This window comes from Streptomyces sp. HP-A2021, assembly GCF_022807935.1.
Lineage (GTDB): Bacteria > Actinomycetota > Actinomycetes > Streptomycetales > Streptomycetaceae > Streptomyces > Streptomyces afghaniensis.
In genome coordinates, this window is sequence record NZ_CP094344.1 from 8,863,684 (window position 1) to 8,878,543 (window position 14,860).

Here is a 14,860-nt window from a genome sequence, read left to right on the forward strand (position 1 = left end):
CGGACGCCCGTCATCCGTCCAAGGTCCTGAGACTCGCAACCGTTTCGCGGATCGTCGGGTGACGGTACAGCTCTCGCAGGCGCAGGGGCGGGAGGCCACGGGTGCGTAGGGCGGCGGTGATGCGGACGGCGAAGAGGGAGTTGCCGCCGAGTTCGAAGAAGTCATCGTCCGGGCCGACAGGGACGCCCAGGATGTCGCTCCAGATCTCTGTCAGGGGCGCGGTGAGGTCGTCAGTGGCCGTAGCCGCCCTGGCGGGGACCGCATTCCCGGGTGCCGGTGGGCGGCCGACCGGGGGGAGCTTCGTTGTGTCGAGTTTGCCGTTGGGCGTCAGCGGGAGCGTGTCCACCGGCGAGACCGTGGCGGGGAGCATGTAGTCGGGCAGGATACCCGCTGCCCGTTCGCGGATCGTGGTGGGGTCGGCCCCGGGCGACAGGACCACGTAGGCGTCGATCCTGGCCGTGGCGGCGTCGGCCGGGTCGTCGCGGCGTACGACGACGGCCGCGGTGCGCACTTGGGGGTCCTCCAGCAGGACGGAGCGGATCTCGTGGAGTTCGATGCGGAAGCCGCGGATCTTGACCTGGCTGTCGATACGGCCGAGGTGTTCGAGGCGTCCGTCGGGGCGCAGGCGGCCGAGGTCGCCGCTGCGGTACATCGGGCCGCCGGTGAAGGGGTCCGGTAGGAACCGTTGGGCCGTCAGTTCCTCCTGGCCCAGGTAGCCGAGTGCCACGCCGGAACCGCCCACGTAGATCTCGCCCGCGACTCCAGGGGGCAGGAGCCGTCCGTACTGGTCCAGCACGTACAGGTGCCAGCCGGGCAGGGCGCGGCCGACCGAGCGGGTGGTGGCGAGCGCCAGCTTCCGGGTGAGGGTCTGCTCGGTGACATGGACGGTGGTCTCCGTGATGCCGAACATGTTCACCACGCGGCAGGCGGACTCCGGGTGCCGGTCGAACCACCGCAGCAGCACCCGGGCGTCGAGGGGTTCGCCGCCGAGGACGACCACCCGTACGCCTACCTCCGTGTGGTCCACCTCCAGTAGCTGCGCGAAGGCCGACGGGGTTTGGCTGAGCACGGTGACCTTCTCGGCCACGAGTAGATCGCGGAAGCGGTCCGGCTCACGGGAGACGAAGTACGGCACCACGACCAGCCGTGCGCCGGTCAGCAGGCAGCCCCAGATCTCCCACACCGAGAAGTCGAACGCGCTGGAGTGGAACCACGTCCATACGTCCGCCCCGGTGAGCGCGTATTCCTCGCGCGTCGCGTCGATCAGGGCGATCACGTTCCGATGCGGTACGACGACGCCCTTGGGGCGGCCGGTGGAGCCGGAGGTGTAGATGACGTAGGCAGGCTCGTCGGGTGACGGGTGCGGCAGGCTCGTGCCGCTCGCGGCGGCCGCCTCGTCGAACAGTTCGTCCGGCGTCACCTGAACGCACCCCGCCACGGACGGGAACCCGGGAAGCCGAGTGACCACCACACCAAGCTCCGCGTCCCGTGCCGTGTGGGCGAGCCGGTCGGCCGGGTAGGCAGGGTCGACGGGCACGTAGGTCGCACCGGCCTTCAGTACGGCGAGCAGGGTGACGACGAGTTCGGCGGAGCGCTCCAGGCATACGCCGACGCGGTCGCCGCCGGTGATGCCGAGCGCCCGCAGGCGCGATGCCGACTGTGTTGCGCGCTCGTCGAGTTCCCGGTACGTCAGACCGGCCTCGCCGTCGGTCACAGCGATACGGTCCGGAGTCGCGGCGACGACCCGGGCGAACGCCTCCGTCACGCTCATCGGCGTGGTGGCCAGGGCACGGGGCGGGCGGCCGAGTGCCACCGTGCGGGTCCGCTCGGCCTCGTCGAGAAGCTCGACATCGTCCATCCGCGTCTGTGGGGCGTGCAGGACCTGTTGGTGCACATGTACGAGGTGCCGTACGAACTGTGCGGCAATGTCCGCCGAGACATGGCTGCTCCGGTGGTCGCAGCGCAGCCGCAGGCCGCCGGAGTCCCGGAAGACGGAGACGGTGAGCGGAAACGGGGGCGCCAGACAGGGCACGTACTCGCCCTCGACCCCACCCTCGCCCAGCCCACTGCCGTCGACAGGGTTGCCGAACAGCAGGCCTGCGAGCGCCGGGCCCGACGCGAGCGACGGTTTCGACTCGCCGAGCGTGGCGGCCGGTTCGACGGTGAATTCGCCCTGATCCGTGCCGATGACCGGCTGGGTATCGGGGTCGTAGCGGCGCAGGGTGACGGCGAGTGCCGTGAGCCAGCTCGCCTCGTCGCCTTCGTGCTCCAGGAGGACGGAGAAGGCGGTCTCGGGGCCGTCGTCGGCCAGGCCCCAGGCCGGAGCGGGCGCGGGAGCCGGCGGTGCTGCCGCACGGTGGGGGCCGCGTCGCGGGGCCACAACGATCAGGTCGGACAGGCCGTCGGCATAACGGAGTTGGACTCGGCGGGGGGTGCGGGCCGGGCGGGCGAGTTCGGTGGCGCGGCGGCGTTCGGCGAGCGGGCCCGTGGACGGAAGGGGGAGGTCATCGATCCACACCCCCTGTCGGCCGGTGGGCTCCTGGGAGGGGGCCGGGCGGACGCGCATCGCGTGGCAGTGGGCGGGGGCGGGGAGGGGATCGGGCGGCGAGGCGGACACGGCCGTACTCCTTGGTGCGGGGAGAGCGGGGGAGCGGGAGATCGATGAGCGGGAAGGGGCGCTCAGCGGATGCTGAACCCGCCGTCCACGGTCAGGACCGACCCGGTGATCTGCCGGGACTCGTCCGAGGCGAGGAAGACGACGGCGGCGGCGACGTCCTCGGGCTCGATCAGCGCGTTCATGGGCTGTGCCGCGGCGAAGGTCTTCTCGTGTTCGTGGACGGGCACCTCCAGCGCCATGGCGATCTCGGCGAGCATCCGGCCCTCGGCCCGCTCGTCGTCGCGCACCGAACCCGGGCAGACCGCGTTCACGCGGACCTTCGTGGGCGCGTAGTCGAGCGCGGCGGCCTTGGTGAGACCGATGACGGCGTGCTTGGCGGCGACGTACCCGGCGAAGTGCCGGTAGCCCACCAGCCCAGCCGTCGACGCCACGTTGACGATGCTGCCGGCGCGCCGGGCGCTCATCGCCTTGCCGACCTCGCGGACCACCCGCCAGGCCCCGGAGAGGTCCACGTCGATCATCAGGGACCACTCGTCCTCATCGATCTCGTGCACCGGTTTGCCCGAGGGAGCGGCGATGCCCGCGTTGTTGACGGCGACGTCGATCCGGCCGAACCGGTCCTCGGCGCGAGTCACGGCCTCCCGCACGGCGCGCAGGTCGCGGATGTCGGCCTCGGAGGTGAGGACCGCCGCTCCCGCCTCCCGGCACAGCGCGGCGGTGTGCTCCAACTGGCCCGGCGTGCCCAGCGGATAGGGCACGCCCGGCAGGTCGGCGCAGATGTCCAGGAGGATGAGGTCGGCGCCCTCGGCCGCGCAGGCGACCGCTGCGGTCCGGCCGAGTCCGCGGGCGGCGCCGGTGATCAGGACCGACTTGCCTTGCAGCCGCATCGGATACTCCTTGGGAGTCGTGAGGGGGGCGAACGCTCAGCGCAGCGTCGAGACGATGAGGCCGACCAGGGCGGGCGCGGACTCGGTCAGGTACATGTGGCCGCCGGGGAGTTCGACGTGCTCGAAGTCGCGGCCGGTCGCCTTGCTCCAGGACGCGGCGTCGTCGTGGGTGACGAGGTCGTCGTCCTCGCCCCGGACGACCGTGAGGGGCGCGTCCAGCGGGAGGCGGGTGCTCGGTACGTAGGTCTCGTGCATCTCGACGTCGGCGCGCAGGGTCGGCAGGACCAGCTCACGCATCTCGGGGTCGTCGAGCGCGGGGTGGCTGTAGCCCGCCAGCTCGCGGACGCGGGCGAGGAAGTCCTCGTCGGACAGGCCGCTGGCCCGCTGTTCACGACCGCGGTCGGGCACCGGCGACCCGCTGACGAAAAGGTGGACGAGCTCGACACCGGGCTCGGCGACCAGACGGTGGGCCAGTTCGTAGGCGAGTACGGCACCGAGGCTGTGCCCGAAGAGGGCAACCCTGTGGTCACCGGCGCCGAGCCGTTCCCGCAGCTGGACCACGAGTCCGTCCACTGCCCTGTGCACATCCCGGTGTGGTTCGTCGTCGATGAGCCTTTCACGGCCGGGCAGTTGCAGAGGCAGGATCTGTGCCGCGTCCCCGGCCATGGCGGCCCAGGGGCGGTAGAACGAAGCGCCCGCTCCGGCATACGGAAGGCACACCAGCTTGAGGGCGCCGGCTGCGTTGGTCTGGTCATCCGTGGGCATGGCCGTCGGTGTCTCCTTGGTGGGGTGGTACGGGTTTCACTGGTCCGGCGTCACTCGCCCATGGCCTCGATCAGGCTGGCCGGGCGCATGTCGGTCCAGTGCGCGTTGACGTAATCCACGCAGGACTGACGGCCGGCGGCGCCGTGGACGATCGTCCAGCCGGCCGGCACCTCGGCGAACGAGGGCCACAGGGAGTGCTGGCCTTCGTCGTTCACCAGGACGAAGTGCTCGATGCTGTCGTCGTCGAAAGGGTTGGTGGTCATCTCTCCTCCTGGGGGCTCGTGGTTACTTCCGGAGGTGGCTGTCCAGCACCGGGCCGACGCGGCTCAGTGACGTGGGACGGGTCATCTCTCCGTGGGTGCAGGGGATGTCGTGGTTGTGGATGCGGCCTTCGACGTACGGCTGCCAGGAGCCGTAGCGTCCGGGCACCGCGTCCGGATCCGCCTCGGCGGTGAAGAACAGCAGGTCGCCGCGGTACGAGGTGGGAGCGAACTCGCCCAGCAGGCGGCGGTTGTTCGCCGTCACGTCGACCAGCGCCGCCAGTTCGGCGTCAGCGAGGCTGCCGGGCATGTCGGGCACACGGCGGACCAGTTCGGCGAAGCTGCTGTCCGTCAGCGGGTCCGTCTCGTCCTCGGGCACCTCGCGGCCCAGGATGGACAGGAGGCTGCGCAGCAGTGCCGGGCGGTCGGACGGGGCGGGGCCCTGCCGAAGCCAGGCCCCCGGGAAGGAGTCCAGCAGCGCGAGGAGTGGGACCTGCTCTCCGGCCGCCTGGAGGCCGACGGCCACGTCGTACGCGACGAGGCCGCCCATGGAGTAGCCGAGCAGGTGGTACGGACCGCGCGGCTGGATCTCGCGGATACGGGCGGTGTGCTCGGCCACCACCTCGGCCAGGCTGCCGGTCGGCTTCTGCCCCGGGATCAGCCCACAGGACTGCAGTCCGTACAGCGGGCGGCCCGGGTCGATGTGGCGGGCGAGCCCCGCGAAGCCCCAGGCCAGGCCGGAGGCCGGGGGGAAGCAGAAGAGGGGGGCGCGGTCGCCTCGGGTACGCAGGGGTAGCAGGGGGCCGAGAGGCGCCGTACCGGACTGGCCGGGCCGGTCGGCGCGCGGTGCTTCGGGGGCCTCGCGTTCGGTGGTCCGTCGGGCCAGCGCGGCCACGGTCGGTGTGTCGAAGAGGGCTTGCATGGGCAGTTGGGTGCCGAGCTCGGCACGGATGCGCGAGGTAAGGCGGGGGGCCAGCAGGGAGTGGCCGCCGAGGTCGAAGAAGCTGTCGTGGACGCCGACGCAAGCGGTGGTGAGTCCGAGGACCTCGGCGAAGATTGCCCGCAGGGTCTCCTCCCGCCCGGTACGCGGCGCCGTCTTCGCCGTGAACCGCTCATCCGGCGCGGGCAGCGCCTTGCGGTCCAGCTTGCCGCTGGCGGTGCGGGGGAGCGAGCCCAGACCGGCGAACGCCGAGGGGACCATATGGGCGGGGAGGGCCCGGGCGAGGTGCTCGCGGAGGTCGTCGGCGGTCTTCGTCGCACCCGGGAGCCGCGATCCTCCTCGGACTCCCGGCTGTGCCCCTTCGGACGGGACAACGTACGCGACGAGTTGTTTCTCGCCGCGGCCGTCCTCGCGTACCGTGACTGCCGCCTGGGCGACGGCGGGATGGGTGGCGAGGACGGCCTCGATCTCGCCCAGTTCGACACGGAAGCCGCGGATCTTCACCTGCTGGTCGGCGCGACCCAGGAAGCGCAGCTGACCGTCCGAGCCGCGCACCGCCAGGTCACCCGTGCGGTACATGCGCTCCCCCGGCCCGCCGAACGGGTCGGCGACGAACCGCTCGGCCGTCAGCCCCGGGTGGTCGAGGTAGCCGCGCGCGGGGCCGCCACCCGCGACGTACACCTCGCCGACAGCTCCGTCGGGCACGGGATGCAGGGCGTGGTCGAGGAGGTGGACGTGGTTGCGGGCGAGGGCGCGGCCGATGGGCGGGCCCGCCTTGTCATCCGAGTCGGCGTCCGACTGCCAGGCAGTGGCGTAGATCGTCGCCTCGGTGGGCCCGTAGAAGTTGACGAGCCGCGCCCCGGGGAAGACGGCCTCGACGTCGGCGCGGAGCTGTTCGGAGATCGGTTCCCCGCCGAGGGCCACTGTGTGCGGGGACACGGCCGGTCGTTCGGTGAGCACAGTCGCCATGACCGTGGGCACGCCGCTGATCAGGCCGACGTCCCGGGCGGTGCCGTCCGTGAGCGCGAGGAGGTTCTCGACGATCTCGATGCGGCCCCCGCACAGCAGCGGCGAGAAGATCTCGAACACCGACACGTCGAAGTTGAGCGAGGTCGAGAACAGCACCCTGGCCAGCCGGTCCGGACCGAACTCGGCATGCGTCCACTCGACGAACTCGACGGCGTTCCGGTGCGTGGCCAGGACGCCCTTGGGGCGGCCGGTGGAACCGGACGTGTAGGTGATGTAGGCGAGGTTGGACGGGCTCAAGTGCTTGGGCTCAATCGCCTGCTGACTGCCTTCCCTGCCTGGATCGAGCAGCGGCGTACCCTCCGGCAACGCTCCCGCCGTCTCCGTCGTGGCGAGGACGACGACCGGCCGGGCGTCGGCGACGATGTACGCCAGGCGGTCGGCCGGGTACGCGGGGTCGAGCGGCAGGTAGGCCGCACCGGACTTCAGCACGGCGAGGACTCCGACGATCAGCTCCGCCGTACGGGGCAGGGCGATGCCGACGACCCGCTCGGGGCCCGCGCCGAGGGCGGCGAGCCGGGCGGCCAACTGTCCGGCCCGGGCGTCCAGTTCCCCGTACGTGAGGTGGGTGCCGCGGTCGCGTACGGCGTCGGCGTCCGGGGTGGCCGCGACCTGGGCCGACCAGAGGTCGCCGAGGGTACGGCCCGGGGGCGGCGGGAGCTCGGCGTGCCGGGGGAGTTGCCCGGGTGCGAGGAGACCCAGGCGGCCCTGCGGGAGCTCGGGGCCGGCCGCCATGGCCTCCAGGATCCGCACCAGACGGGCGAGCGTGGCGTCGGCCCAGTCGGCGTCGAACAGGCCGGGTCGGTAGGCCAGCCGGAAGCGGGGCCGGGGGCCGGGAAGGGCCACGAGGGTCACCGGGTAGTGGGTGGCGTCGCGACCGCTGGAGCCGGTGACGTGGAAACCCTCACGCTCTTCGCTGTCCCCGCCTGCACTGCCCGTGCGCTGGACGACCCCGCCCTCACCCATCGCCTCCGGGTCCACCGGATAGTTCTCGAAGACCAGGAGTGTGTCGAAGAGTTCCGGGACCCCGACGGCCCGATGGATGTCGGCCAGGCCGAGGTAGTGGTGGTCGAGGAGGCGGACGTAGCCCTCCTGGACCTGGTGCAGCAGGTCGCCCAGGGTGTCGGCGGGGCGCAGCCGGACGCGGGTCGGGATGGTGTTGATGAACAGGCCGACCATCGACTCGACGCCGGGCAGTTCGGCCGGGCGGCCGGAGACGGTGGTGCCGAACACGACGTCGTCGCGGCCGGTCAGCCGCCCCAGCAGGATCGCCCAGGCGGACTGAACCAGGGTGTTCATGGTGACGCCGAGGCTCCGGGCGCGGGCCGTGAGCGCGGCCCCGGTGTCGGCCGGCAGCTCGATGCGCGCCTGCGCGAGGTCCGTGGCGCCCGGCGTGGCGGACGGGGCCAGCCGGGTCGGTTCCGTCACGCCGTCCAGCGCGTCCCGCCAGGCGGCCTCGTCGGCCGCGCGGTCCCGGCCCTCCAGCCACTGGAGGAAGTGGCGGTACGGCGGGACGGGCGTGAGCACGCAGGAGTCGCCGTCGGCGGCGTACACGGCGAGCAGTTCCCGAAGGAGTACGGAGACCGACCAGCCGTCGAGCAGGACGTGGTGGTGGGTGACGAGCAGCCGGTGGCGGCGCTCGCCCGTGCGGACCAGGGTGCAGCGCAGGAGGGGAGGGGAGGCCGGGTCGAACCCGTGCCCCCGGTCCTCGTCCAGCAGCCGGGCCCACGCCTTCTCCGTGTCGACGCCCTGAGCCGTCAGGTCGGCCTCCGCCCAGGGAAGCGTCGCCCGGTGCGGAACGACCTGCACCGGCTGGCCGCCGCGACGCCGCCGGAAGGCCGCCCGCAGATTGGGGTGTCGGTCCAGCAGCGCCTGGGCCGAGGCGCGGAGGCGGCCGGCGTCCACAGAGCCTTCGAGTTCGAAGACCAGCTGTACGAGGTACACGTCGGGGGCGTCCCGTTCGTGCTCGTACAGGGCGTGGAAGAGCAGACCCTCCTGGAGCGGGGTCACGGGGAGTACGTCGGCCGGCGCGGGCTTCCGCGTCGCGGGCTGCGTCATGTCGTCTCGTCTCGCTGTCTGGTCCGTTTGGTCCGGGTGGTCCACTGGTTCACGTGATCAGCCGTCGAGGCCCGCGGCCAGTTCGTCGAGCTCGTCCTGCTCCAGTCCCCTCAGCGACATGCCCGAGGCTCTCCGGTCGACCTGGGTGGCGAGAGCGGTGAGCGCGGCGAACCAGGACTCGGCCAGCGCCCGCACCTCCGGCTCGGTGAGCACGCCGTCGGGCCATGACCAGTCGGCCACCAGGTGCGGACCCGAACCGGTGTCACGGACGAGCGAGTTGACCTCCAGGACGTGGGCGGCGGCCAGGTCGGGGTCGGAACCGGTGCCGAGCGCCGACGACTCGGGGGCGAAGGTCCATGCGGTGGCGTCGGCGGTGTCACGGGCGGTGACCCGGCCGAGGTAGTTGAAGCCGATCGCCGGAGTGGGTGCCTTGGCCAACTCGGCTGCCGTGTCGGGGTTGAGGTGGCGCAGCAGGCCGTACCCGGCGCCATGGTCGGGGAGTTCGCGCAGCCGCTCGGCCACCCGGGCGGCGGCGATGCCGGCGGCGGGCCCGGCGGCCAGCGCATCGCTCAGGTCGATGCCCGACAGGTCCAGGTGGACCGGGTAGAGCGAGGTGAACCAGCCCACGGTGCGTGACAGTTCGAGCCCGGGTGCCAGCTCCTCACGGCCGTGCCCCTCGACGTCGAGCACGACGTGCGGGGAGCCCTGCTGTTCGGCCACGGCCAGCGCGAGAGCGGTGATGAGGACGTCCTGGGTGCCGGCGCGGAAGGCGGACGGGACGGTGGTGAGCAGCGGGCCCGTCGTCTCCGGCAGCAGGGTCAGCCGCAGCGAGCGTGTCGTGGCGGCGGTGTCCTGGTCGGGGTCGAGCGGCCGGGAGCCCAGCGGGGCGCGGGGCGCGTCCGCGATGTGGAGCCACAGCTCGGCCTCGGCCACCCGCGACGGCGTGCGCGCCTGCTCGACCAGCGCCAGGGACCAGCGGCGGAACGAGGTGCCGACGGGCGGCAGCTCGGGCCGCCGCCCGGCGGCGACGGCCGCCCAGGCGGCCTCCAGGTCGGGTACGAGGATGCGCCAGGACACCCCGTCCACGGCGAGGTGGTGGACGATCAGCAACAGCCGCCCGGCTCGCTCCGCTCCGGCGTCGAACCACACCGCCCGGATCATCGCCCCCGCCACCGGATCGAGCAGTCCCACGGCCCGTTCGAACTCCTCGGTCACGATCGTGTGGAGTGCGTCCGCGTCCGATGCGAGGTACGTGCCGGAGGTGTCCCGGCGGTCGAGCAGATCGGCGGCACGTACCTGGCCGACCGGGCTGACGTGGAGTTCCCGAGCCGGAGTGAGCCGCGAACGCAGCATGTCGTGGTGATCGAGCACGGATTGCAGGGCGTCGGTCAGCGGCTGCAGACCGGCACCCGCGGGAACCGTCAGCAGGACGGACTGGCTGAACCGGCCGATCGGGCCACCGCGTTCGAACAGCCACCGCATGATCGGAGTGAGCGGGACGGCACCCGTGCCGTCACCGGGCGCGTGGACGGGCCTCATGCCTGCGCCGGCCGCCCCCCGGGCCACCGCCGCCAGTTCCCTCACCGTCTGGTACTTGAAGACGTCCCGGGCGCTGATCACGACCCCGGCCTCGGCCGCCCGGCTCACCAGCCGGATCGTGGAGATGCTGTCGCCGCCGAGGGCGAAGAAGTCCTCGTCGAGCGGGACTTCGGGCAACGTGAGCAGCTCGCGGAAGAGCCCGGCGAGGATGCGTTCGGCCGGTGTCGCCGGTTCCTGTCCGGCGGGCGCGGCCGGGAGGCCCGGCAGGGAGACAGCCGTCTGCCGCACCACTTCCCGGTGCACGTCGTCCCCGTGCAGGTCGACGTCCTCGACGCGCGACCCGGGGTCGGCAGCTACGGCGGTCAGGAAGCGGACCAGTGCTCGGGCGATCCGCTCGGCGGTGGCCGGGTCGAACAGGTCGGTGTTGTACTCGACGGCACCGTCGATGCCCGCCGGGCCGCCGTCGGCGTTGCGGCGCTCACGCAGATAGAGGCAGAGGTCGAAGCGGGCGGCCCCCGTCTCGATGGGCTCGCCGGCGACGATCAGCCCGGGCAGGGACGGCTCCGGCTCGGTGCCGTGGCCGGTGAAGGCGATCACGACCTGGAAGAGCGGGTGGCGGGCGAGGTCGCGCTGCGGGCTGAGGGCGTCCACGAGGACGTCGAAGGGCACGTCCTGGTGGGCGTAGGCCGCCAGGTCGAAGTCCCGGACCCGGTCGAGGAGTTCGCGGAACGTGGGGTTGCCCGAGGTGTCGGTGCGCAGGGTCAGGCTGTTGACGAAGAAGCCGACCAGGTCGTCCAGCCTGCTGTCGTCGCGTCCGGCGACCGGGGTGCCGAGGGTGATGTCGGTGCCTGAGCCGAACCGGGTGAGCAGCGCGGCGAGCGCCGCCTGGAGCACCATGAAGAGAGTGGCCTTGGAGGTGGCGGCGAGGCCGGCGAGGTCCGCGTGCAGTCCGGCGTCGATGGTGAAGCCGGCCCGGCCGCCGTCGCCGCTGGGTTCGGCGGGCCTCGGACGGTCGGCCGGGAGGGGAAGCACGTCGGGGGCGTCCGCCAGCGCCTCGCGCCAGAACGCGAGGTGACGGTTCATCGGGCTGCCGGGCTCGGTCGCGGAGCCGAGTGCTTCGCGCTGCCACTGGGCGAAGTCGGCGTACTGGACGGGCAGGTGCCGCCACTGCGGGACTTCCCCGGCGGTCCGTGCGGCGTACGCCGTCTCCAGGTCGCGCAGCAGCGGTGCCCTGGACCAGCCGTCGACGGCGATGTGGTGGGCGAGCAGCAGCAGCACGTGCGTCTCGTCGTCGAGCGCGTACAGGGTGGTGCGCAGCGGGGTCTCGGCCGCGAGGTCGAAGCGGTGCCGAGCGGCGGCGGTGAGGAGCGCGGGGAGTTCCGCCTCGGTCGCCGCAGCGACGGCGAGCTCCGGGCGGCCCGCCTCCGCGTCGAGGATCCGCTGGTACGGAGTCCCCTGGAAGTCGGGATGGAGCGTGCGCAGCGGCTCGTGCCGGGCCACGACGTCGGCGAGCGCGGCCCGGAGCGCCTCCCGGTCGAGGGGGCCGTCGAGCCGCAGGGCCCAGGGGACGGTGTAGGTGGTGTCGCCCCCGTCGAGGCGGCTCATGAACCACAGCCGCTGTTGCGCGTACGACAGCGGGATCGGGGCGTGTCCGCGTTCCCCCGGGGCGAGTTCGGGGCGCCGTACGTCGTCTCCGGAGCTGAGCTGCCCGGCCAGCCCGGCGGGGGTCGGGTCCTCGAAGACCGCGCGCACGGGCAGTGCCCTGCCGAGGGCGGCCCTGATCCGGTCGGCCAGCCGCATGGCGAGCAGGGAGTCGCCGCCCAGGTCGAAGAAGCCGTCGCCGACACCCACCCGGTGCGCCTGCAGACCGAGCACGTCGGCGAACAGCCCGCACAGGATCTCCTCCTGCGGGGTACGGGGGGCGCGGCCCTCACCGGACGGTGCCACCGGCTCGGGCAGGGCGGCCCGGTCCAGCTTGCCGTTCGCGGTCAACGGCAGCCGGTCCAGGACGACCACGGCGGCCGGGACCATGTGCTCGGGCAGCGTGCGGCCCGCGTGGCGCCGCAGTTCGCCGGCGTCGACGGCGCCTCCTACGACGTAGCCGACCAGCCGCTCGTCCCGTACGAGGACGACTGCCTGTGTGACGTCCGGGTGGTCGGCGAGGGCCGCCTCCACCTCGCCGGGTTCGATACGGAAGCCGCGGATCTTGACCTGGTCGTCGGCCCGGCCCGCGTACTCCAGCTCACCGCCCGCCGACCGGCGCACCAGGTCACCCGTACGGTACATGCGCTCGCCGGGCCTGCCGAAGGGGTCGGCCACGAACCGCCCGGCCGTCAGCCCAGGCCGGCCCAGGTACCCGCGTGCCAGGCCCGCCCCGGCGACGTACAACTCGCCGACCACGCCCGGCGGTACGAGCCGCAGCCCCGCGTCCAGGACATAGGCGCGCAGGTCGGGGATGGCGTGCCCGATGGAGCCGGTGGCGGCGCGTGCCCTGTCCTCGGTCAGGGGCAGGCCCGTGACATGGACCGTCGTCTCGGTGACGCCGTACATGTTGACCAGCACGGGCGCTTCCCGCGGGTGCCGGGTGAACCACTCGGCGACCCGCGCGAAGTCGAGTGCCTCGCCGCCGAACACCACGTACCGCAGGGACAATCGCCGACCGAGCGACGGCGCCGCGGCGTCCGCGCGCAGCAGTTCTCCGAAGGCCGACGGCGTCTGGTTGAGCACCGTGACGTTCTCGCGTACGAGCAGCCGCAGGAACTCCTCCGGCTCACGGCTCACCGTGAACGGCACGACCACGAGCGTGCCGCCCTGCAGCAGCGCGCCCCACAGCTCCCACACCGAGAAGTCGAAGGCGTAGGAGTGGAAGAGGGTCCATACGTCGTCAGGGCCGAATGCGAACCAGTGGCGGGTGGAGTCGAAGAGCCGTACGACGTTCCGGTGGGATATCTCGACGCCCTTGGGACGGCCGGTGGAGCCCGAGGTGTAGATGACGTAGGCCCTGTTGCCGGGGGCGGCGGCCGGGGCGGTCAGCGGTGTGGCGGGGTAGGTGAGCGACTCGGCCACCGTGACGGCGGGGACCGTGCCTGCCACCGGCGCGCCGTCCGTGGTCACCAGCAGCACCGGATCAGCGTCGTCGAGCATGAAGGCCAGGCGGTCCGCCGGGTACTCCGGGTCCATCGGCAGGTACGCGGCACCGGTCTTCAGCACCGCGAGAATGGCCACGACCAGATCGGGCGTGCGCGGCAGAGACAGGGCGACCAGGCGCTCCGGACCCGCGCCTCGCCCGGCGAGCAGGCGGGCCAGGCGGTTGGAGCGCTCGTCCAGTTCGGCGTACGTCAGTCGGATGCCCTCGTACACGACAGCCGTGCTGAGGGGGCTGCGCTCGACTTGGCGGGCGAACAGTTCGGGGAGCGTGGCATCCGGAATTTCCGCTGTACGCATCTCACCGAGCAGCTCTTCCCGCTCGCCCGGCAGCAGCGCCGACACCTCTCGGACGGGACGCGACGGCGCGGTCGCCAGGGCCGCGAGCACAGCGGCGAAACGGTCCAGGAGCGCACGGGCCCCGCTCTCGTCATGGACGTCGGGCCGGTAGGACAGCCGAACCGCCAGGCTGCGGCCGGGCAGTACGGAGAGGGTCAGCGGGTAGTGGGTGGCGTCACGGCCGGTGAGCTGGGTGACTCGCGAGGCGCCCTTGTCGGCGGGCGCGGGGTAGCTCTCGAACGCCAGCAGGGTGTCGAAGAGATCGCCCGTGCCGGTGGCGCGCCGGATGTCGGCGAGGCCGAGGTATTGATGGGGCAGCAGGCCCGACTGCCGGCTCTGGATGCCGGTGAGCAGATCGGCGACCGAGTCGCCGTCGTCCCAGCGGACGCGCGTGGGGACGGTGTTGATGCAGAAGCCGACCATCGAGGCCACGTTCCGCAGCTCCGGCGGGCGGACCGTCACGGTCTGGCCGAACACGGTGTCGGTGCGGCCGGTCAGCCGGCCCAACAGCACACCCCATGCGCCCTGGACGAGGGTGTTGAGGGTCACGCCGAGCGAGCGAGCCGTCCTCTCGGCGGTGGCGGTCAGCTTCTCGGAGAGCTCGACGACGACTTCGTGCGGCAGGACGGTCGTGGCCGGGGCTCCGGGGACGAGCAAGGTGGGCTCGACCACCCCTGACAGGGTGTCCTGCCAGGCTTCCTCGGCGGCCGTACGGTCCTGCCCGGCGAGCCACGCCAGGTAGTCGCGGTACGGCGGCACGTGCGGCAGGACGGTCGGATGCTCACCCCCGTACAGGGCGGTGAACTCCCGGACGAGCAGCTGCTTGGACCAGCCGTCCAGGAGGATGTGGTGGTTGGTGATCAGCAGCCGGTAGCGGTCCGGGGCCCAGCGGACGAGCAGCTGACGCAGCAGCGGGGGCTTGGCGAGGTCGAAGCGCCGAGCACGCTCCTCGTCGAGCAGCCGCTGCCAGGCCGCCTCCCGCTCCCTCTCCCCGAGTGCCGACACATCGGCCTCGGCCCACGGGAGTACGACGTCCGTCGGCACGATCTGGAGCGGCCGGCCGGCGTCCCGGCGGCGGAAGCACGCCCGCAGGTTCGGGTGCCGGTCGAGGAGGGCCTGCCCGGCGGCTCGTACGGCGGCGGGGTCGACGTCGCCCGTGAGCTCCAGGATCTGCTGGGCGGCGTACACGTCGGGGCTCTGGTCGTCGTCGTAGAGGGCGTGGAAGAGGAGCCCCTCCTGCAACGGCGACAGGGGCAGGATGTCGGCGATTCCGGACCGAGTCACC

The 14,860-nt window shown here is 72.6% G+C and carries 6 protein-coding genes; all 6 read right to left on the minus strand.

Features of this window, described 5'->3' with window-relative positions:
- Positions 1–10 precede the first annotated feature (10 nt).
- The 6 genes from MQE23_RS39950 to MQE23_RS39975 all read right to left on the minus strand — a co-directional run bounded on the left by MQE23_RS39950 (position 11) and on the right by MQE23_RS39975 (position 14,859).
- A complete protein-coding gene (locus tag MQE23_RS39950; protein WP_243382907.1) occupies positions 11–2,566 on the minus strand; it encodes an amino acid adenylation domain-containing protein in 2,556 nt (851 codons plus the stop codon).
- A gap of 113 nt (positions 2,567–2,679) precedes the next feature.
- Positions 2,680–3,504: an SDR family oxidoreductase gene (locus MQE23_RS39955; protein ID WP_020275212.1), complete on the minus strand. Its 825-nt coding sequence runs from the start codon at positions 3,502–3,504 to the stop codon at positions 2,680–2,682.
- A gap of 36 nt (positions 3,505–3,540) precedes the next feature.
- A complete protein-coding gene (locus MQE23_RS39960; protein WP_020275213.1) occupies positions 3,541–4,269 on the minus strand; it encodes an alpha/beta fold hydrolase in 729 nt (242 codons plus the stop codon).
- A gap of 50 nt (positions 4,270–4,319) precedes the next feature.
- Positions 4,320–4,532, minus strand: coding sequence for an MbtH family protein (locus MQE23_RS39965; RefSeq protein WP_020275214.1), 213 nt, complete (start codon positions 4,530–4,532; stop codon positions 4,320–4,322).
- A 22-nt stretch (positions 4,533–4,554) separates the two neighbouring features.
- Positions 4,555–8,553 carry a non-ribosomal peptide synthetase gene (locus MQE23_RS39970; RefSeq protein ID WP_243381704.1) on the minus strand — a complete coding sequence of 1,333 codons (3,999 nt, stop codon included), beginning with the start codon at positions 8,551–8,553 and terminating at the stop codon, positions 4,555–4,557.
- A 57-nt stretch (positions 8,554–8,610) separates the two neighbouring features.
- Positions 8,611–14,859, minus strand: coding sequence for a non-ribosomal peptide synthetase (locus MQE23_RS39975; RefSeq protein WP_243381706.1), 6,249 nt, complete (start codon positions 14,857–14,859; stop codon positions 8,611–8,613).
- Position 14,860: the final 1 nt, after the last annotated feature.

What these genes read in the sequence shown, in the direction of transcription:
- MQE23_RS39950 (WP_243382907.1), bottom strand. Translation starts at nt 2,566, where the DNA reads ATGCGCGTCCGCCCGGCCCCCTCCCAGGAGCCCACCGGCCGACAGGGG.
- MQE23_RS39955 (WP_020275212.1), bottom strand. Translation starts at nt 3,504, where the DNA reads ATGCGGCTGCAAGGCAAGTCGGTCCTGATCACCGGCGCCGCCCGCGGA.
- MQE23_RS39960 (WP_020275213.1), bottom strand. Translation starts at nt 4,269, where the DNA reads ATGCCCACGGATGACCAGACCAACGCAGCCGGCGCCCTCAAGCTGGTG.
- MQE23_RS39965 (WP_020275214.1), bottom strand. Translation starts at nt 4,532, where the DNA reads ATGACCACCAACCCTTTCGACGACGACAGCATCGAGCACTTCGTCCTG.
- MQE23_RS39970 (WP_243381704.1), bottom strand. Translation starts at nt 8,553, where the DNA reads ATGACGCAGCCCGCGACGCGGAAGCCCGCGCCGGCCGACGTACTCCCC.